This is a genomic window from Cycloclasticus sp. P1, from assembly GCF_000299965.1.
GTDB classification, from domain to species: Bacteria; Pseudomonadota; Gammaproteobacteria; order Methylococcales; family Cycloclasticaceae; genus Cycloclasticus; species Cycloclasticus pugetii.
The window spans coordinates 1,839,521-1,858,272 of sequence record NC_018697.1 but is presented as its reverse complement, the minus strand read 5'-3'; the positions used below and the strand labels follow the sequence as shown (position 1 = coordinate 1,858,272).

Annotated in this window: 19 protein-coding genes; 7 read left to right on the top strand and 12 right to left on the bottom strand. The window is 42.0% G+C overall.

Translation table 11 applies throughout. The features are described 5' to 3' along the window. Positions 1-105: 105 nt before the first annotated feature. Together Q91_RS08980 and rfaP are read left to right on the top strand one after the other, a co-directional pair. On the top strand, positions 106-1,239 hold the full coding sequence (locus tag Q91_RS08980) for a glycosyltransferase family 4 protein (protein WP_015006572.1): 1,134 nt from the start codon (positions 106-108) through the stop codon (positions 1,237-1,239). Beyond that, positions 1,229-2,032 carry a lipopolysaccharide core heptose(I) kinase RfaP gene (rfaP, locus tag Q91_RS08975; protein ID WP_015006571.1) on the top strand — a complete coding sequence of 268 codons (804 nt, stop codon included), beginning with the start codon at positions 1,229-1,231 and terminating at the stop codon, positions 2,030-2,032. The genes Q91_RS08980 and rfaP overlap by 11 nt, the downstream gene beginning before the upstream one ends. Here rfaP and Q91_RS08970 read toward each other — a convergent pair. Continuing rightward, the gene (locus Q91_RS08970) at positions 2,029-2,847 is read right to left on the bottom strand and encodes a lipopolysaccharide kinase InaA family protein (RefSeq protein WP_015006570.1); all 819 of its coding nucleotides are present in this window, start codon (positions 2,845-2,847) and stop codon (positions 2,029-2,031) included. The genes rfaP and Q91_RS08970 overlap by 4 nt on opposite strands. A 23-nt stretch (positions 2,848-2,870) precedes the next feature. Here Q91_RS08970 and Q91_RS08965 point away from each other — a divergent pair, with 23 nt between their 5' ends. Together Q91_RS08965 and Q91_RS08960 are read left to right on the top strand one after the other, a co-directional pair. Then, complete coding sequence (locus Q91_RS08965; RefSeq protein ID WP_015006569.1) at positions 2,871-3,632, top strand: lipopolysaccharide kinase InaA family protein; 762 nt, start codon at positions 2,871-2,873, stop codon at positions 3,630-3,632. A gap of 130 nt (positions 3,633-3,762) precedes the next feature. Further along, positions 3,763-5,496 (top strand): carbamoyltransferase, encoded by a 1,734-nt coding sequence (locus Q91_RS08960; protein ID WP_015006568.1) that lies wholly within the window; start codon positions 3,763-3,765, stop codon positions 5,494-5,496. A 25-nt stretch (positions 5,497-5,521) separates the two neighbouring features. On the opposite strand, the gene Q91_RS08955 is transcribed toward Q91_RS08960, so the two are convergent. Together Q91_RS08955 and Q91_RS08950 are read right to left on the bottom strand one after the other, a co-directional pair. Continuing rightward, positions 5,522-6,193 carry a lipopolysaccharide kinase InaA family protein gene (locus Q91_RS08955; RefSeq protein ID WP_015006567.1) on the bottom strand — a complete coding sequence of 224 codons (672 nt, stop codon included), beginning with the start codon at positions 6,191-6,193 and terminating at the stop codon, positions 5,522-5,524. Beyond that, a complete protein-coding gene (locus Q91_RS08950; protein WP_015006566.1) occupies positions 6,193-6,399 on the bottom strand; it encodes a YdcH family protein in 207 nt (68 codons plus the stop codon). Before Q91_RS08950 ends, Q91_RS08955 begins: the two co-directional genes overlap by 1 nt. Before the next feature lie 55 nt (positions 6,400-6,454). On the opposite strand from Q91_RS08950, the gene Q91_RS08945 reads away from it, so the two are divergent. Further along, complete coding sequence (locus Q91_RS08945) at positions 6,455-6,997, top strand: hypothetical protein (RefSeq protein ID WP_015006565.1); 543 nt, start codon at positions 6,455-6,457, stop codon at positions 6,995-6,997. A 6-nt stretch (positions 6,998-7,003) separates the two neighbouring features. On the opposite strand, the gene rsmA is transcribed toward Q91_RS08945, so the two are convergent. The 4 genes from rsmA to Q91_RS08925 all read right to left on the bottom strand — a co-directional run bounded on the left by rsmA (position 7,004) and on the right by Q91_RS08925 (position 12,935). Beyond that, positions 7,004-7,789 carry a 16S rRNA (adenine(1518)-N(6)/adenine(1519)-N(6))-dimethyltransferase RsmA gene (gene rsmA, locus Q91_RS08940; RefSeq protein WP_015006564.1) on the bottom strand — a complete coding sequence of 262 codons (786 nt, stop codon included), beginning with the start codon at positions 7,787-7,789 and terminating at the stop codon, positions 7,004-7,006. Beyond that, entirely contained in the window at positions 7,773-8,771 is a 999-nt protein-coding gene (gene pdxA / locus Q91_RS08935) for a 4-hydroxythreonine-4-phosphate dehydrogenase PdxA (RefSeq protein WP_015006563.1), read from the bottom strand. Before pdxA ends, rsmA begins: the two co-directional genes overlap by 17 nt. A gap of 30 nt (positions 8,772-8,801) precedes the next feature. Next, positions 8,802-10,100, bottom strand: coding sequence for a peptidylprolyl isomerase (locus Q91_RS08930; protein WP_020932163.1), 1,299 nt, complete (start codon positions 10,098-10,100; stop codon positions 8,802-8,804). A gap of 108 nt (positions 10,101-10,208) precedes the next feature. After that, the gene (locus Q91_RS08925; protein ID WP_015006561.1) at positions 10,209-12,935 is read right to left on the bottom strand and encodes an LPS-assembly protein LptD; all 2,727 of its coding nucleotides are present in this window, start codon (positions 12,933-12,935) and stop codon (positions 10,209-10,211) included. A 97-nt stretch (positions 12,936-13,032) separates the two neighbouring features. On the opposite strand from Q91_RS08925, the gene Q91_RS08920 reads away from it, so the two are divergent. Both Q91_RS08920 and murU read left to right on the top strand, forming a co-directional pair. Then, positions 13,033-14,055, top strand: coding sequence for an aminoglycoside phosphotransferase family protein (locus Q91_RS08920; RefSeq protein WP_015006560.1), 1,023 nt, complete (start codon positions 13,033-13,035; stop codon positions 14,053-14,055). Further along, a complete protein-coding gene (gene murU / locus Q91_RS08915) occupies positions 14,052-14,717 on the top strand; it encodes an N-acetylmuramate alpha-1-phosphate uridylyltransferase MurU (protein WP_041230532.1) in 666 nt (221 codons plus the stop codon). The genes Q91_RS08920 and murU overlap by 4 nt, the downstream gene beginning before the upstream one ends. Positions 14,718-14,735: 18 nt before the next feature. Here murU and lipA read toward each other — a convergent pair whose 3' ends face one another. Genes lipA through Q91_RS08890 form a run of 5 tightly spaced genes read right to left on the bottom strand, consistent with a single transcriptional unit; the run spans position 14,736 to position 18,665 of the window. After that, on the bottom strand, positions 14,736-15,710 hold the full coding sequence (gene lipA, locus Q91_RS08910) for a lipoyl synthase (protein ID WP_015006558.1): 975 nt from the start codon (positions 15,708-15,710) through the stop codon (positions 14,736-14,738). 4 nt (positions 15,711-15,714) lie between these two features. Next, the gene (gene lipB, locus Q91_RS08905) at positions 15,715-16,386 is read right to left on the bottom strand and encodes a lipoyl(octanoyl) transferase LipB (protein ID WP_015006557.1); all 672 of its coding nucleotides are present in this window, start codon (positions 16,384-16,386) and stop codon (positions 15,715-15,717) included. Further along, complete coding sequence (locus Q91_RS08900) at positions 16,383-16,664, bottom strand: YbeD family protein (RefSeq protein WP_015006556.1); 282 nt, start codon at positions 16,662-16,664, stop codon at positions 16,383-16,385. Before Q91_RS08900 ends, lipB begins: the two co-directional genes overlap by 4 nt. 1 nt (position 16,665) lies before the next feature. Continuing rightward, positions 16,666-17,532 (bottom strand): D-amino acid aminotransferase, encoded by an 867-nt coding sequence (locus Q91_RS08895; protein ID WP_015006555.1) that lies wholly within the window; start codon positions 17,530-17,532, stop codon positions 16,666-16,668. Positions 17,533-17,540: 8 nt separating this feature from the next. After that, entirely contained in the window at positions 17,541-18,665 is a 1,125-nt protein-coding gene (locus Q91_RS08890) for a D-alanyl-D-alanine carboxypeptidase family protein (RefSeq protein WP_015006554.1), read from the bottom strand. Between the last annotated feature and the right edge of the window lie 87 nt (positions 18,666-18,752).

Below are 18,752 nucleotides of genomic sequence, written 5' to 3'. Positions count from 1 at the left end.
AACCGTTGCGCTTAACAATCCAACATTTTAACGCATAGTTTGACCATTGGTAGGGTGTTTAGGGGTAAAATTATTTTAATTCAATAGGATTTTATTTTAGCTTCCATGCGTTTAGCTTTTGCACTTTATAAGTATTTCCCGTACGGCGGACTAGCGCGTGATTTTATGCGTATTGCGGATATTTGCCTTGAAAAAGGTTACCAAGTTGATGTGTATGTAATGGAATGGCAAGGTGATCAAAAGGCTGGCTATAATGTCTCTGTGTTGCGTTCCTCGGGGTGGAGTAATCATGCCAAAGTTGCTGACTTTCACCAGCAATTGAGATCAAGGTTGGAGCAACAATCGTATGAGGCAGTGATCGGTTTTAATAAAATTCCTAGTGTTGATGTGTATTATGCCGCGGATCCTTGTTACATCGATCGCTTTTCTGCCCGGTCGTTTTTCAATAAACTCAATCCGCGATATCGTTTTTACGCTGGGGTGGAAAAAGCTGTTTTCAAAGCGCCCAGTCGTACGGTATGTTTGATGATATCAGATGTGCAAATGGCACTGTTTAAAAAGCACTACCAGACTGCTGCTGAAAGGTTAGTGATGTTACCGCCAGGCATTGATATCAACCGACGTAGACCATTAGATGCAATACATAAACGGGCAGCTTTTCGTCAACAGCTAGGCATGTTTGAGCAAGATTTAATGGTCTTGATGGTTGGAACTGGGTTTAAAACCAAGGGCGTTGACCGAGCGATAAAAGCAATAGCGGCGTTACCTGAAGGGTTGAAGAGTAAAACGTCTTTAATGGTTGTTGGTGAAGATGACCTTTCTAGCTATGAGCGTTTGGCCCGAGAAAACAAGGTAAGTGAACGGGTTCACTTAATGGGAGGGCGGTCAGATGTGCCTGATTTTTTATTAGCGGCTGATCTGCTGTTACATCCTGCGCGTAAGGAGAATACGGGAACGGTTATTTTAGAAGCAATGGTTGCAGGTCTACCCATGTTGGTAACGGATGTGTGTGGTTATGCAAAGTATGTTACGCAGTCTAAAGCAGGTGCAGTAATGTCGTCACCCTTTAATCAGCAGTTACTTAATGAACAGTTAGTGAGCATGCTAACGGATGGTAAAACCAATGAACGGCGTGACCATGCATTAGCATTTGCAAACAAAGAAGACTTATACAGCATGCCTGAAAAAGCAGTAGAGGCGATTGAAACTGTCATAAATAGGAAACGGAATGAAACTTGAAGTAACGGAAGAGTTTCAAAAAGACTGGGGCGACACCCCTAGCTTTGATCAGTTAATGGCACTTGACGGTGAAATGTATCGACAAGTGGCACGACGTAAAACATTTAAGTTTCTTCTTAAGGAGACGTTTTACTTTGCAAAAATTCACCACGGTGTTGGTTGGAGGGAGATTTTAAAAAACATTATTCAGGGGCGGTTACCTATATTGGGTGCCGAAAATGAATATGATGCCATTCGTGCTCTAACAAAGCTTGGCATTAAGACGATGACACTTGCAGCTTATGGGCGGCGTGGGTGGAATATCGCCGAGCAAGAATCCTTTGTGCTAACACGGTCACTTGAACCGGCCATAAGCTTAGAAGATTTCTGTGCAAATTGGGCAGTAGATAAGCCTTCGCTAAAATTAAAGCGAGCATTGATTAGACGTGTGGCTAGCATAACGCGGAAAATGCATGAAAATGGCATTAATCATCGAGATTTGTATATTTGCCATTTTTTATTGAAAGAGAATGAACTTGAAGCCCTTAATGGCAATAAAGATGTTGATCTTTATTTAATAGACTTACATCGGGTACAAATAAGAGCTAAAACGCCGATGCGCTGGTTAGTAAAAGATTTGGCCGCTTTGTGGTTTTCAAGTATGGATCTTGGCCTCAGTCGTCAGGATTTGTTTTACTTTATTCATCACTACACTGGGAATAAAGCGACTAAAGAATTAACCGGGAACAAAAAGTTTTGGGCTGAAGTAAAAAGAAAAGCACGGATCTTAAAAGCTAAACCGATAAAAGCTTAAGGCGTTATCTTTTTAGGTGGGCGGCGGCTTAAATGCTTGGCAATATCCAAAAACAGCTTTCTAGCCTCTGCTTTTGATGCGGAGGGACCAAGGTAAGAATAAAGCATTCTGTATAATTGTTGGGTGGTAAAGAAGGAGAGTGCTTTGCGGGCTAAGCCGCTTAAGTCGGCCACCTTAAGGCGGTAATTAAAAAATTTACGCTGAATGCCTCGTGGGCAATCTATCCATATAGGTGTGTAAGTCTGTCCTGTTTGTTGGATAAGGATATTCCGCCATTTGAGATCTAAATGAAACAGCCCAGTGTCATGAGCGGTTCTTATTTGTTGGAATAATTGCTCCTTAAGACTATTAAGTATAAGTCTGCGCTCACTGTTGGGCATTTTTAACAGGACTTTTTTGAAAAAGTGATCTAATTGCATGGTATCAGGTTGTTCCTTTGTCACGATGCAAGCAGTATCTAAGCGACCAAAGGAGCGTTGTTCATATAAGGCAATTGTATCTAAGGTAGGAATGCCAAGATTCTTAAAACGTTGGTAGTTAATTGACTCATTAGCGGCTTTGCTTCGGCGTAAGAAAAATTCCCAGCGATTTTTTTTATAGACATACCTTTTGAAATAAAAAACTCCTTGATTGCTTGGCAGAGTAATTTTTAGGCAGGTGGTTTTGCCTGATGATAAAGTTTTACCAGTATTAAACGTTAGCCAGTTCGATGCATCATTGAGCCCGATAGTCGATAAAGTGGAGCGGTATTGAGGGACTATATTTAATCGAGTACCGTGAAAAATATACCGATATAATGATTTCCTAGAGGACATTAGATGTGTAAGTTGGTGATCAAATGAAACATTATATAGCTGAAAAATGGCGGGACATACTCGTTTTTAATGACTTAGACAGTTATGAAAAAGTATGGGCACTGAAAGCAGATTGGTTTGAAGAGCCTAATTACCGCCGAGGTGGTTGGAGCGGAGTTTCTAGGGTTGAGTTAAAGTTGCCGCTAGGTGGTTCAGTCGGGGTGTTTTTAAAACGTCAAGAGGACCATGTGACGCGTACACTGGGGCACCCCATTAAAGGGTTTTCCACATTTGCTAGAGAATTCAATGTTATTCGTGCTTTTCAGCAGCATAATATTCCATCGTTAGAAGTCGTTTTTTTTGAACAATGGAAGCAAGATGGGCATCAACGTGCTTTTATTATGACCGAGGAATTGTCTGGCTATGCTCCGCTATCGTCCGAAGACTATAGGATGGGCTCGGCACTGTTAGCAAACGAACAACAAAAAACGGCACTATTTGAAAAACTGGCTGAACTACTCCATAGCATGCATAAGCATAAGTTTCAGCATAACTGCTTATATCCAAAGCATGTTTTCGCAAAGCAATTAGCAACAGGTGGGGTGGATTTACGCGTTATAGACTTGGAAAAAGTAAAAAAAGTGCTGACAAAGAAGCAAGCTATGTATAGGGATTTAGATACCTTATTACGACATGCTAAGACGTGGAGTGATGAAGATAAGTTAGCATTTTATAAGACCTACCAAGGTGAGAGCTATTTGAGCAGTGCTTCAAAACGGCTTTGGAATAAGTTGAATAAAAAATAAATTTAATGGGCGCTGAAAAGGCTGTCTTGTGGGTTAAAATTATAAACAGCAAGAACCTTGGATCCTGTAAAATGCTGCAAAAAGAATCACCAAGCTAGGTGAAATAACAGGAATTGAAAACGGATTGTTTATGATAGTTTTAGGTTTGTCGGGTGCAGTTAGTCATGACGCATCAGCAGCGTTATACATTGATGGGAAATTAGTTGCGGCGGTTGAAGAAGAGCGCTTTTTACGAGATAAACACGCAAAAGGTCAGTTTCCCTACGAATCTACCAAGTTCTGTCTAGAGTACGCGGGTATTAAACCAAGCGATGTCGACGTAGTGGCGTTTCCGTACGCGAAAATAGGCTTATCTAGTCCAGCGAGATGGCATTATGCAAAACGGCATTGGTATGCGCCAGATCGTGCGCTGATGGCATTGTTTAATGGTAACCGTCGATATGAGCGCAACTTCAATAGTGTTATGAAAATGCTCGATGACCTTGGCATTGGCTCTCAGCGTGTTAAGTATGTTCCAGTTGAACATCATTTAGCGCACGCGAGTAGTGCGTATCACTTAAGTGGTTTTAAAGAAAAAACGGCTATTCTTGGAATTGATGGAAAAGGTGAGTACGCAACCACCTTTTTCGGTTACGGTGAACATGGAAAAATTCATAAAATAAAAGAATTTTATGATCCTGATTCACTGGGCGGTGTTTATGGCGCAATTACCGAATTTCTCGGTTTTGAAATGCTTGATGGCGAGTTTAAAGTAATGGGGATGGCACCCTATGGCGACCCTTCCCGGTTTGATTTTTCACGTTTAATTGAAACCGATGGTAAGGATTTCCGAGTGAATACTAAGTTGGTTAATTGCTTGGGCTTACGTCGTTATAAAGAAAATGGCAAAGGCTATTTCTTTAGTCCAAAGTTGATTGAGTGGCTGGGGCCAAAGCGTGAAGGTGATGAGATTGATGACCCGTATATTGATTATGCTGCAAGCATTCAAGCCTTGCTTGAAAAAGTAGCGCTGGGCCTAATTGATACCTATCTAGGCGACACCTTAAAAGAAACTGGCAAGTTATGTTACGCCGGTGGAGTTGCTCTTAATGTTAAATTGAACCAGCGCATTATTGCTCGACCTGATGTTAAGGAACTGTTTGTACAACCTGCTGCAAGTGATGCAGGAACAGCGATTGGTGCGGCGAGTTATGCGGCTCAAGAATTAGGTGATGAGATTGAAAAAATGGAACATGTCTACCTTGGGCCAAAATACACCAATGAAGAGTGTATTCAGGCCTGTTTAGATCACCCGAATAAACCAAAGTATGAAGTGTTGGAAAATACGACGCAATACACAGCTAAGTTGTTGGCTGAGGGTAACCCTATTTCATGGTTCCAAGGCCGTATGGAGTTTGGCCCTCGTGCGTTAGGTAATAGAAGTATTATTGGTAACCCCAGTAGTAAAGGTGTGGCAGATAGAATTAATGCACAGATCAAATACCGCGAACGTTGGCGACCTTTTTGCCCAAGTATTTTAGATACAGTGGCTGAGGATATATTGCAAACCGATCACCCAAGCCCTTATATGACGTTTACCTTTGATGTGGCAGAAAGTTGGAAACAACGTATTCCGGAAGTAGTGCATGAAGATGGAACAGCACGGGCACAAATTGTCACTGAAAAAACTAACCCTCGTTATTATTCGCTGATTAGCGAAGTTGAAAAGCTCACCGGCAATGGGGTCGTGTTAAACACCTCGCTAAACCGTCGTGGAGAGCCAATGGTGTGTTCACCAACCGATGCCCTAAATATGTTTTATGGGTCTGACTTGGAATATTTAGTGATGGAAGATATTTTAGTGAGAAAACATAACGTCGACTAGGTGATGTGTTCTTGCAGTACTTTGTTTACGTCGCTGAGGTATTACTCAAATTAGACTGTAAGCCACGGTTTAGAGCTGCTGCATCGGTTTTGTTTAACGGGCTGGCCTCAAGGTAAGCTGAAAGAAAGGCTTCAGTGTGTTTTTTGAGTAAGTCTTTATCTGCCTGATAACGAAGTATGTGTTGAAAATTCCGTATGCGTAACGTTAACTTGAGGGCTTTTTTCTTGATTTGCATATCTGAAATATCAATCAGTGCAAAGTCCCCATTAGGACAAACAAGAATGTTTTTTAAATGGGCAGAGCGAAAATAAACTCCTTTATTGTGTAGCTTGGCAATAAAGCTTCCAAATTGTCGAAAGAGGGCATCGCTATTGAGTGTGCTATCGCTTAAGACATCGCGCAGTAATAAGCCGTCTAAGCGTTGGTATACAACGAGATGACGCTTAATGCTGTGACACCAAAGTAGTCGATTAATTTTAACCGTTGGAATACCAAGGGTGTCAAGCTGTTGAGCGTTGTTTACAAAACGAACTGCGTAAGGTTTTAAAAGAGCAGTCGAAAAGAATCGTTTTCGGCGAAATAATTTAATGATTTCACCTTGCTGAGTATCCAGTACTTTTATACCGGCGCCATCTTTTTCTATTACCTGCGCACCGTCAATCAGTTGTAGGTATTGTTCGTAACTAATTTTTTCCATTAGGCATCAATGTCGGGGATTAAGGTGCTTTTCAAGTGTACGATTTGATCTTTTATAAATAGGCGCCTTTTTTTTAATCGACGAATCCTCAGTTGATCAGGCTGAATTTGTTCACTTAAATGGTCGATGATATAGTGTAAATCTTGATGTTCTTGGTTGAGTTCAATAATCCTGAGCTCTATTTGATCATTTTCACTTAATATCATTTCGATTTACACAAAGCGCATTGAATAAACGCCTATGGTACAGCATACTTGCGGCATGAATAATGATTTTAAAACAGTGTTACGGCTATTTGTTGATCTTTGTCTCATCAAGAAAGGACCGCAAGATGTGCCGGACTCTACAATATTATTGAAAGCCGTATTTTTTATTTATTTTCTATCAGGTAGTTTACTGCTTTCAAGTTCTATGGCATTCGGTGAGGCAGTTGTTCAATCCTTCATTGAAACCATATTGTTGGGCTTATTCGTCTATATATTATTGAGTTTCTTTGCACTCAAGAATCGTTTTAATCAATCAGTAACAGCGATTTACGGAAGCGGTGCTTTAATTACCGTAATCAGTGCTCCATTTGTTTTTTTGATGGGTGGTATGACTGGCAGTGAAGGCTCAACCGGCGTGCTGGGTTTGGTCGTCTTTCTAATTGTTTGTTGGAGCTTTGCTGTGCTGGCAAATATTATTCGACAAACAATACAAAAGAGTTTGGGTGTGAGTTTATTATTAACGTTTTGTTACTTGTACTTGTCCTACCACGTAATACAGCTGATATATCCTGTTGAAGCAGCGTTGGTTGCTCAGTAATTTAACTTAAGCACGACTGAGTTGATTGCTAAGGTTAACGAAGTCATCAATTGTTAGGGCTTCTGCTCGAAGACTGGGGGCGATGTTAGCGGCGTCAAGTGCGTTGTCATCACAAATATTTTTTAATGTGTTCTTAATGGTTTTACGACGCTGAGAAAAGGCGGCCTTTACTATGGTTTCAAATAGCTGCATATCATCAATCAGGTATTTTTGTTGGCGGTAAGGAGTAATACGGACGATACTCGACATGACTTTAGGTTGTGGGTGAAAACATTCTGGTTCGACATCAAATAGTGTTTCAACCTGACAATGAAGTTGTACCATGATACTTAGGCGACCAAATTGCTTGCTGCCAGGCTGTGCTTGAAGCCGATTAACAATTTCCTTTTGCAACATAAAATGCATATCTTTGATATGCGAGGCTTGGGTTAATAGATGGAATAATAAGGGCGTTGAAATATTGTAAGGTAAATTACCAATAACTCTCAATGGCTGGCCATGGTCTAAAGCAGCAAAATCAAAGGTTAAGGCATCTGCACTGTGAAGGGTAAAGCGGTCGATATGAGAAAAGCGGCTAGTTAGTTGCTCTACTAAATCTCTATCCAACTCTACAACATCAAGCTCACATTGAGCATCAAGGAGTGGTTCTGTAATAGCGCCTTGACCTGGTCCAATTTCAACAAGGTGTTCAGTGGCTATAGGGTCTATGGCCATGATTATTTGATGAATAATTTGGCTATCTTGTAGAAAATTCTGGCCGAAGCGTTTACGAGCTTTATGTTGTTTGTTCAAGGGTTGACCTTTGTGCGAGTTGTATGGCAGTGTCTAAAGCAGATGCTAAACTGCTTGCGCTGGCCTTTCCTGTAGCGGCTAAATCAAGAGCTGTGCCGTGATCAACAGATGTGCGAATAATTGGTAGACCTAAGGTGATATTAACAGCGTCGCCAAAGCCAGAGAACTTAAGGGTTGGTAAGCCTTGGTCATGGTACATTGCTAACACCACATCATGTTTTTCAAGCACGGGTTGTGTAAACGCGGTGTCAGCCGGCAGGGGGCCAGTCAGGCAGATATTATTTAGGCGTAATTTTTCAAGTGAAGGAATAATGGTGTCAATTTCTTCATTGCCCAAGTGACCATTTTCACCTGCATGGGGGTTGAGCCCACAGACGGCGATTCGCGGGTTGGCGATGGCAAATTGCCGTTGAAGATCATGGTTTAAAATTGTAATCGTTTTTTCCAGTAAAGTAGGGGTAATGGCTGCGCTAACATTGCTTAGTGGAAGGTGCGTTGTTGCAAGAGCAACTCGTAAGGTTTTGGTCGCTAGCATCATTACTGGGTAGCTGCCGCAATAATCAGCTAAAAACTCAGTGTGGCCAGAAAAGGGTATATGAGCATCATTAATAACACTCTTTTGGACAGGCCCAGTAACGAGTGCTTGGCATTGATTGTCGAGACAAAGTTGAGCGGCGGCTTTGAGCGTTTCAACGATATACGCGGCATTGCTGACATCCAAGAGCCCACTAATTTCTTGCTTAGCGAGTTTAATAGGAAACACGTTGATAGTGCCGGGTTTATGGGCGCTAGAGGCTTGCCTTAGGTCTGCTTGTTGAATGTCGATGGAAAGGTTTAGTTTAGTAGCTCTACGGGCTAACAGGTTAGGGTCAGCGACAAAAATAAGCTCGCAGGGCCATGGTTTCTGGCAGATTTGCAGACAAATATCAGGCCCAATACCGGCAGGTTCGCCAGGTGTAATAACAATTCGAGGTAATGGCATGATTACATGATCACTGGATAAAAAAGATAATTAGTTATCCAAGCGATATTCAATGTAAGCATCATCCCTTAACTTAGTTAACCACGACTCAATCGCAGCATCTGCTTTACGTTTTTGAAGTTGAGAACGTGCTTGAGCTTCGCGCATCAGTTGGGTGTTATCTTGTTCCTCGCGACCTAACACTTGAATTAAGTGCCAGCCGAATTGGGTTTGTACAGGTTGGCTAATTTCATTGATCTCGAGTGTGTTCATGGCGGCTTCAAAAGCAGGCACCAGAGCACCGGGTTGCACCCAATTTAAGTCGCCGCCATTAATGGCTGACCCTCTATCTTCGGAGTTTGTTCTTGCTAATGCAGCAAAGTCTTCGCCGTTTTCAATACGCTGTTTAAGATTAAGCAATCGGTCCTGCGCAATTTGATCGGTAATCAATGCATTAATTTTAATAAGAATATGACGAACATGTGTTTTAGTAATCATTACCTTTTGTTGGCCACGTGTCCCAAACAGTTTAATAATATGGAACCCACTAGGGCTTTCAATAGGGTCTGAAAACTCATTGACTTGCATTTTTTCAACGAAGGGCGTTAATAATGACGGCATTTGCGCTAATTTCATCCACCCAAGGTCACCACCATCCAATGCATTGCTGGCGTCTGAATTTGCAATGGACAGCGTAGAGAATTTCTTTCCTTGTTTAAGGCTAGTAATAATTTTTTCGGCCTTGTTACGAGCGGTTGTTATTTGTTGTGGTGATGCGTTTTCAGGCGTAGCAATGAGGATATGTCCTAAATGATACTCTGTCGACTGATCTCCTTCGCTTTGTTCTAGGTAGTTTAGAAAACTGGCGACTTCTTGGTCTGAAACTTTAACTTCATGATGTACATAACTTGCTTGTACACGTCTGACTAACATCTGATCTCTAATTGAGTTCTTAAAAGACTTCAGCGTAACGCCATCTTTTTGTAGAACGTCTAAAAATTCTTCTGTTGAAAGTTTATTGGCGGCTGCGATACGTTGCATGGAGTCTTCGATTTCCGCGTCAGAGATTTTCATTGCACTTCGTCTAGCAATTTGTAGTTGTAGTTCGGTTTGTACCATACGGTCTAATACGCGTTTTTCAATATCGTCTCTTGATATTGAGGCACGTTGTTCAGCGGGTAGGCGTTGGTAGGTTTGTTTAACTTGCTCGTCTAATTGGCTTTTTAAAATAACGCCTTTATCAACAATGGCGACAATGCGGTTCATAGACTCTTGTGCGAAGACAGCAGGCGAAAGGAAGCTACATAGCACGATTGCATTAATAAAGAGAGCGCGATTAAGATTATTCATGATGGAAAGATTCACAAGTTAAAAGGGGCTTAAATAGAAGGTTAAAATAACATTTGGATTGCTATTATGTAACCTTCTATTTACTGTTGAGAGTGATTTTTCTGAACGTTATTGCTCGGGTATTTGGTAGCCTAATATGCCTTCTTCAAGGAAAGAGTCTAGTTTTTCACCAAAGCTGGTAAGGCCTTTTAGTTCAAATTGAAAGAAAATGCCTTCTTTAGCTTCTTCGTCTATTGCGTCGTTAACGTAGCGCCTAGCGATGACTCTTAAGCGCCAACAACAGGTGTCTTTCTCTAACCCTAAGAAGGTATCAAGTGCTAGGTTATGCTCTTGTGAGTAATTCCAGCGGCCAACCGTACTCCATTCTTTGCTAATTGGCCATTTGAATGATAAGTCGGTTTGTTCAATATCATTAGAGTTTCCTCTGAAGTCAGTAGTGCCTTCATAGCGTGAACGGTAGGTTGCGTTAAATAAACGATTTGCCCCATCTTGGTAGTGAAGACCCAGAGTTGCTTTTTCTGTTTTGCCAGCATGTGGGTCGTATTGCAAGGCTGAACGAGCGGACCATGTATCTGTGATTTTTGCGGAAACTTCTGTTACTAAGTCAGAAGTATCGTCGGTAATAGGCTTGTTGGTTGGTTTAAGTTGTACATCTAGGTCGTCAAAGTAAACAATGGAACCAATACTGGCTCTTAGGCGTTCATTACCCGTATTAGACTCAATAAAACGTGAAGTGACTGCTAAGGTAAGCTGGTTAGCGTCGGCTACTCTGTCAGCGCCGGAGAAACGGTTTTCTCTAAATAATTGATTAAAGCTAAAGTCATATTCAGAGGTATCAAACAATGGAATATCATCTTGGTCTTCATGGGGAACGTATAAATAATATACGCGTGGTTCCAGTGTTTGTATCATGCCACTGGCAAAATTAAGGTTTCTTTCAAAAAACAATCCAGAGTCTACAGAGAGTATTGGAAGCGTTCTACTTTGACCGCTGTTAATGGTGCTGGCTTGATCGCTCAGCCGATATTCGGTATGTCTTAGGCTTAGTCTAGGGGTTATAAAGCCACTGGCGTTTCTTAAAGGAACGCTAATGCCTGGGTGAAGGTCTACACGTTTGGCATCAACATCTGAACTATGGTCGAAGTAAACAAACTCATTGCGCATATCGACTTTAGCGATACCAAATACGTCTGTTTCACGTAAATTAAACAGCACCTGAGGTAAACGGCGATGAGGACGTGCGGTGCTAGAGAGGGATTCATCAATAGAGTCATAGTTATCTATTTTAGTGAGTAAGCTCCAGTGATCGGCACGGTAATTTAAACTGGCTTGGCTTTTTAGGTAACGGTTACTAGAGCTGATGAGGCTATTACCAAAATCTTCAAAATAATCATCATCGGAGATGTAGTTTAAGTCTATATCTGAGCTCAAACGAGATGTAATGGTTGATTGGTTTTGTAATGAAAATTGACCTCGTAAGTCGCTCGTCTCTGTATCGCTTAGAATTTCAGCAGATACCTGTCCTTCACTGCTACCTGTTAGGTAGCGAAATTCGCCTCCGAGCATAAACCCTCGGTTGCTCATGATGCGAGGAGTAATAGTTGCATCATAGTTTGGCGCAATATTCCAATAGTAAGGGAGAGAGAAATCAACGCCTGTTGTGTCAGAACTTCCAAAGGTCGGTGTCAAGACCCCAGATTGACGTCGGTCATCAATAGGGAAGCTAATGTAAGGCGTATAAAGCAATGGAATATCAAATACTTCAACCCATACGTCACGTCCAGTTCCGCGACCAGTTTCCTTGTTCAACTCAAGTGTTCTTGCCTGTAACTCCCAGTCACTAACACTCGGTGCGCAGGTGGTGTAAGTAACGTTTGTTGACTGGGTGATATTACGGTTAACCAGTGTTGTTGTTTGGGTGCTGCCGCGAGCGTGTGTGGTTTCAAGAATAAATTGGTTGTTTTTAAATTGCCCGGTATCCTTAGCAAGCTGTAGTTCAGCTTGGTCACTGTGCAAGGCGAAACCATTTTCTTGGTAGAAAACATCACCTGAAGCAGAGGCGCTTTCTTGTTGATTATTATATGTCAGTTGGTCGGCGGTAATAGATTGATCAGCACGATTAACCAAGACATCGCCGCTAAATTTGGCATTACTTTTATCAAGGACTTCGGCGTAGTCTGATTGTATGTTTACCTCAGAATTTAAACGATTTTGCTGAATGCTGTTTCTGCTTTCGCGAAGTGAGTCGGTAGTGACTTCACAAGTGTCCCAAGGGTCAACTTTAAGTTGCCTAACCATTTGATGAAACAGCGCATTATTTCTAACCCGGCCTGCATTATCATCATACAAGGCAATGCTCTGTCTATTATCTAGGGTGGCTACCATTGTAGAAGGCGCGCTGGTTTGTGAGCAGTCCCAAGTTCCATTCTCACCAGTTTTGCAATCCCATGAGCCAGTGTTTTTTAATGTTGTGACTTGAGTCTGAGTCGGTGCTTTTTTGTTTGTTTGTATGACTTTTGGTTGGCCAGCAACTCGAACCCTTGGAACAGAGGGGGGCGCTGGTTTATCAGTCGTGTTGTCTGCAACGGTTGTTTGATCCTTAGAGGGTTGTTGCGGACTATCTACTTTGGCACTTTTTTCAATCGGTTTGGTAGACGCGGAACAATCCCAGGTTTGACCATCATTCGCTAATTTACAATCCCACTGAGAGTTACTGAAACCAAATGCCTGGCTTGCCATCAATAAAAGCACTAGGGCTAAAAGAAAGTGTTTGTATGAGCAGATAATGGCTGAACCTTTTTGCTTGAGTCTAACGTAAGTTGTATAAAATCGCATAGAATGGTGCTTATCTTCAACGATAGCATGTAATTTTTTCGATATATTAACACGCAACTTTCGGTCTGCGTTAATTAGGTCTGATAGAGTATTTTTTATGGTAAGAGATGAGCGTAAGCAGCGTTTAATTAAATGGTTGTCGGGGGTTCTCTTAACCGATGATTTTAGTTGTGAGCCTGCTTCAAGTGATGCAAGTTTTCGACGTTATTTTCGGGTTAAATGTCAGGCACAATCTTTTGTTGTGATGGATGCGCCCCCTGCTCAAGAAGACTGTACCTCTTTTATCATGATAGCTGAGGTATTACGCGAAAACGGCATTTATGCACCGGAAATTTTTTACAAATCGCTTGAAGAAGGGTTTCTCATGCTCAGTGATTTAGGAACAGACAGCTATTTGGATAAATTGAACGAAATGTCTGTTAATGGGCTCTACCAAGATGCTGCGACTGTTCTACATAAGATGCATGCTATAGCGCTGAAAGAACTGTCAATTCCGCATTATGACTCTCAGTTGCTTCACAAAGAAATGGGCTTGTTTGATGAGTGGTTTATCAGTCAGCTATTAAGTGTAGAGTTATCATCTGAAGATAAGAAAACACTAGTGACTGTTAAAAACGCCTTAACAGGCTCTGCTCTCGAGCAGCCACAGGTTTTTGTACACAGAGATTACCATTCAAGAAACTTGATGGTGACACAGAAGAACAACCCAGGGGTGATTGATTTTCAAGATGCTGTTGTCGGGCCAATAAGCTACGACTTAGTCTCTTTATACAGGGATTGTTATATAAATTGGCCAGATGAAAAAATTTATGCTTGGCTGGATGCGTTTCTACAACAACGTAAGCAACGTGGTTGTAGCGATGATTTTGACTCGCTTCGTTTTTACCAATGGTTTGATTGGATGGGTGTTCAACGACATATGAAAGCAGTAGGTATCTTTTCTCGTTTGCTATTAAGGGATGGTAAAAAAGGCTACTTAAAGGATATACCGCGCACACTGGCGTATATAACCCGTGTGTGTTCACGTTATGAAACATTAAAACCATTAGCAGATTTGATTAATAAGTACCAATTAATGAAGAGATTTACAACGCTTCAACAAGAGCGTGAAGAAGCATGAAGGTCATGATTTTAGCGGCAGGTCGAGGCGAAAGAATGGGCCGCTTAACCGACAATTGCCCGAAACCGCTGCTTGAAATTTCGGGTCAGCCGTTAATTGTGCATCACCTATTGGCGTTAAAATCGCAAGGTTTTAATGACTTTGTTATTAATGTGGCCTATTTGGGCGATCAAATAAAAACGGCCTTAGGAAAAGGGGAGCAGTGGGGCGTTCACATTGAATATTCAGATGAAGGCGATAACGCCTTAGAAACAGGCGGTGGGGTTTTTAGGGCCTTGCCTTTATTAGGTGATGAACCGTTTTTATTGGTCAATGCGGATGTATGGACTGATTTTCCATTCCAGCGTTTAAGAAAAAAGACAGTGAAAGATATTCATCTGGTGCTTGTTAATAACCCTGATCATAATCAACACGGTGATTTTTGCTTGCTGGATGGCGAGCAAAAAAATCAAGACAGTCAACGTTATACCTACAGTGGAATCGGCGTGTTTAGCCGCGCTGTTTTTGAACAGCAAACAGAGTGTGTTTTTCCTTTAGCACCGATTATTCGTCAGTTTATAGCACAAGGGCGAGTGAGCAGCGAGCTTCATCGGGGGGAGTGGGTTGATGTAGGAACACCGGAAAGGCTTGCTGAGTTGGCGTTAAAGCTTAAACAGCGTTAACGCCACTCAAACGTTAGGCTAGTCGATGACCCCGGAGGCTTGTTGATCGGCATGGTAAGAAGAGCGAACCATCGGTCCACTGGCGACGTGTGAAAAGCCCATCTCTTTGCCCAGTTTGGCTAATTCATCAAACTCTTCTGGGGTGACATAACGTTCCACAGCTAAATGCCCTTGGCTAGGTTGTAAGTATTGGCCTAATGTCAGCATGTTACATCCATGCGCGCGTAAATCTCGCATTACCGCTAAGGTTTCTTCGTTGGATTCCCCTAAACCAAGCATAAGTCCCGATTTAGTTGGAATATCAGGGTGGGCGTCTTTGTAACGCTTTAATAAATCAAGCGACCACTGATAGTCTGAGCCGGGGCGCGCTTTTTTATATAAACGTGGAACGGTCTCTAGGTTATGATTAAAAACATCTGGTGGTGTTTGCGCTAATATGTTGACCGCGATATCCATACGGCCCCTAAAGTCAGGGACTAGCACTTCAACTTGTATAGTAGGGTTTTTTTCACGCACGGCACTAATACATTGGGCAAAATGGTCGGCGCCACCATCACGTAAATCATCACGGTCTACCGATGTAATGACCACATAACGGAGCTTCATATCTTTAATGGTGTCGGCGAGTTTTTGTGGTTCATCTTTATCTAGCGGGTTTGGCCGACCATGAGCAACGTCACAAAATGGGCAGCGCCGCGTACAGATATCACCCATAATCATAAAGGTGGCGGTGCCATTATTAAAACATTCGCCAAGGTTTGGGCAAGCCGCTTCTTCACAAACGGAATATAAACCGTGTTCACGAAGAGCCTTTTTTATGGCGTTAACGCGGTTTCCACTGGGTACTTTTGCACGTATCCATTTGGGTTTGCGTAAAATGTCAGCTTTTTTCTCAACTTTAATCGGAATGCGAGCCAACTTTGCTTCACTGCGTTGATGTGTTTCGGGCGTAGCGCGAGAGGGCGCTTTTAAAGTATCAGTATCGTGTGACATAGTGTTAAACGTGTAGTGTATTGGGGCCGAGTATTAATTGGGAATAATTGAGTTGTTCTTTTAATTCATGCAATAAAACGGCTGAAAAGTCTGCAGTAGTGCATTTTACGCCATGTTTGGATAATTGGGTAACTTCGAGACCTTTATAACCACAGGGGTTAATAAAGCTGAAGGGTGTTAGGTCCATATCAACATTTATGCTGAGTCCATGATAACTACAGCCTTTTTTTACCCGTAAACCTAAGGAAGCAATTTTTTTATCATTAAGATAGACGCCCGGCGCATCTATTTGTGCAGCAGCCTTTAATCCGTATTTCTTTAACCCTGAGATAGTAATATTTTCGAGCACATCAACCAGTGCACGAACACCTATTCCTAGGCGGCGTAAATCCAATAAAACGTACATGACCAATTGCCCAGGTCCGTGATAGGTGACTTGACCGCCACGGTCTGTTTGAATAATAGGAATATCACTGGCACTCAAGACGTGTTCGGGTTTACCGCTCACCCCTTGGGTGAAAACAGAGGGGTGTTCAACAAACCAAATTTCATCATGTGTTTCGCCGGTACGATCAATGCAAAAGGCTTTCATCGCTTCCCAGGTTGCTAGGTAGTCCTGCTTGTTAAGCTGACGAATAACTAATGGTAAATCTGGGGGTGTTGTGTCAATGCTCACAGAGACATTAAAACGTGTTCGCAGTCTGTTAAGTCCTGATAAATGGCATCCATTTGCTGTTTATTTTGAGCAGTAAGGGTGATGCTAACAGACACGTATTTTTTAGATTTACTGAATTTCGACGATACCGCATTTTCACTCAGATCAGGCGCGTGGCGACGCACAATCTCGACAACGATTACGTCAAACTCAATGTTTGATAGCCCCATTGTTTTGATGGTGAACTCACAAGGGTAGTCCATTAATGCATTATGTTGATCGTCTGGGTTATCAGTCATTTTACTGGTTTCTCAATTGGTTCTTAAATTGACTATAGCTGGTTGAGACTTGTTGCCATAAATTCCCCGGTTGTCCGTTGCCGACCGCTTGGCGGTTTAATTTAACTACAGGCATAATTTCTTTGGTAGAGCTGGTTAACCAAATTTCATCAGCATCAAACAGTTGTTGTTCTGATATTTCTTGCTCAATGCATGAAATGCCTTCTTTGATAGCAAGCTCTAAAACAAGATCACGTGTAATGCCGGGCAATAAATGATGGCTTTTGGGTGGCGTAATAAGTTGCTGGTCTTTAACGATAAACAAGTTACTAGCAGACCCTTCGGTTGCAAAACCATCACGTAATAAAATAGCCTCAGTACAACCTTGATCACTGGCTTGTTGCTTCAATAATATATTGCCAAGTAAGGCGACGGATTTTATATGGCACCAATCCCAGCGAATATCATCTAAAGTGATAGCGTTAATGCCGTTAGCAATAGAATCGAGACTCTTGGGGTCTATTGTTTGGCACATTGCAAAAGTTGTTGCGGAGTACTCAGTTGGCAATTGGTGATCACGGTTTGTGCCAGCACCACGTGTTACTTGAACATAGACCGATTGGTCAGATTGCGTATGCGGTGAAACCAGTTGGGAGAGTGTTTTTGTCCATTGTTGATCACTCATGACCGGTTTCATGCGAATAGCGGCTAAGCTACTATTGAGGCGGTCTAAGTGCTGTTGAAGGCGAAAAAGCTTGCCGCCGTATGCAGGAATAACTTCATACACACCATCGGCAAATAAAAAACCACGGTCTAATACAGAAACGTTAGCCTCAGCTAGTGGCAGAAATTGGCCATTAAGGAAAACATCAGTTTTGTGCGACACCATCAATTCTCCTACTCAAGCAATAACAATGCTTCATCTTTTAGGATGTCCATAAATGACCCTTCCGGAATATCTTGTAAAGCAATGAGTGGGCGTTTGGCAATAATGTCACCTTTAAGTTGAATAACCGCGTTGCCAACAAGTTGGCCTTTTTTTATGGGTGCAATCAGCTGGGGGTTTAACTCTAGGCTCGCATCTAATGATTTATATTCATTGCGAGGAATAGTCAGGTAAAGCTCTTTCGCCAAGCCTACTGGTAAAGATTTAATCGCGCCTTTCCAGACGCGGGTGGTGGTTAGTGATTGTTGTGCTTTATACAGCAAGTGAGTTTTATAAAAACGGTAACCATAATTCAGCAAGGCCTGATTGATATCATTTCGTGCAGCTACGCTGTCTGTGCCCATAACGACAGAAATTAAACGCATATTGTCGCGAACAGCAGATGAAACTAAACAATAACCAGCGTCCTCTGTATGCCCTGTTTTAACGCCGTCTACTGTGCTATCACGCCATAACAGCTTGTTTCTATTTTGTTGAGTAATACCGTTAAAAGAAAATGATTTGATCGCATTTATTTTATATAACTCGGGAGACTCAATGATTAAGGCGCGAGTTAGAACTGAGAGGTCTCTAGCGGTAGTGTAATGCTGTTCGTCGGGCAGACCAGAACTATTAGTAAAGTGGCTATTTTTCATGCCAAGGTCTTTAGCAACTTGGTTCATTAATTGTGCAAAAGTTGATTCATCCCCTGCGATATGTTCGGCTAATGCAACAGTGGCATCGTTACCTGATTGCACAAGCATTCCGTGAATTAAATCATCGACCGTAACGAATTTATTAACTTCCACAAACATTCTAGAACCAGGAGTTCGCCATGCTTTTTCACTAATACGAACTTGATCGTCTAAATTCAAATTTCCATGGTTTAGTTCACGAAAGACAATTAACGCAGTCATGATTTTTGTCATGCTGGCGGGGGCTAGTTTTAAATCAGGGTCTTTAGAGGCTAAAACTGTTCCACTGTGAAAGTCGGTCAGGTGGTAGCTTCTCGCTTTTAAATTTGGGGCGGAAGGAATAGGTAACGCGATGGCTTGAGAAGAGAGAAAAAAGCTCAGCAGCAGGATAATTCTTTTCATATTAATGCAATGTTAGGTATTAGGGTAACGATAAGCTCGGATTATATCATGCAAAACGTATCATTAAGGGCTAGGAGGAAGGCTGTT

Excerpts from the sequence above, each read along its gene's own strand:
- Q91_RS08980 (WP_015006572.1), top strand. The coding sequence starts at position 106 with ATGCGTTTAGCTTTTGCACTTTATAAGTATTTCCCGTACGGCGGACTA.
- rfaP (WP_015006571.1), top strand. The coding sequence starts at position 1,229 with ATGAAACTTGAAGTAACGGAAGAGTTTCAAAAAGACTGGGGCGACACC.
- Q91_RS08970 (WP_015006570.1), bottom strand. The coding sequence starts at position 2,847 with ATGTCCTCTAGGAAATCATTATATCGGTATATTTTTCACGGTACTCGA.
- Q91_RS08965 (WP_015006569.1), top strand. The coding sequence starts at position 2,871 with ATGAAACATTATATAGCTGAAAAATGGCGGGACATACTCGTTTTTAAT.
- Q91_RS08960 (WP_015006568.1), top strand. The coding sequence starts at position 3,763 with ATGATAGTTTTAGGTTTGTCGGGTGCAGTTAGTCATGACGCATCAGCA.
- Q91_RS08955 (WP_015006567.1), bottom strand. The coding sequence starts at position 6,193 with ATGGAAAAAATTAGTTACGAACAATACCTACAACTGATTGACGGTGCG.
- Q91_RS08950 (WP_015006566.1), bottom strand. The coding sequence starts at position 6,399 with ATGATATTAAGTGAAAATGATCAAATAGAGCTCAGGATTATTGAACTC.
- Q91_RS08945 (WP_015006565.1), top strand. The coding sequence starts at position 6,455 with ATGAATAATGATTTTAAAACAGTGTTACGGCTATTTGTTGATCTTTGT.
- pdxA (WP_015006563.1), bottom strand. The coding sequence starts at position 8,771 with ATGCCATTACCTCGAATTGTTATTACACCTGGCGAACCTGCCGGTATT.
- Q91_RS08930 (WP_020932163.1), bottom strand. The coding sequence starts at position 10,100 with ATGAATAATCTTAATCGCGCTCTCTTTATTAATGCAATCGTGCTATGT.
- Q91_RS08925 (WP_015006561.1), bottom strand. The coding sequence starts at position 12,935 with ATGCGATTTTATACAACTTACGTTAGACTCAAGCAAAAAGGTTCAGCC.
- Q91_RS08920 (WP_015006560.1), top strand. The coding sequence starts at position 13,033 with ATGGTAAGAGATGAGCGTAAGCAGCGTTTAATTAAATGGTTGTCGGGG.
- murU (WP_041230532.1), top strand. The coding sequence starts at position 14,052 with ATGAAGGTCATGATTTTAGCGGCAGGTCGAGGCGAAAGAATGGGCCGC.
- lipA (WP_015006558.1), bottom strand. The coding sequence starts at position 15,710 with ATGTCACACGATACTGATACTTTAAAAGCGCCCTCTCGCGCTACGCCC.
- Q91_RS08900 (WP_015006556.1), bottom strand. The coding sequence starts at position 16,664 with ATGACTGATAACCCAGACGATCAACATAATGCATTAATGGACTACCCT.
- Q91_RS08895 (WP_015006555.1), bottom strand. The coding sequence starts at position 17,532 with ATGGTGTCGCACAAAACTGATGTTTTCCTTAATGGCCAATTTCTGCCA.
- Q91_RS08890 (WP_015006554.1), bottom strand. The coding sequence starts at position 18,665 with ATGAAAAGAATTATCCTGCTGCTGAGCTTTTTTCTCTCTTCTCAAGCC.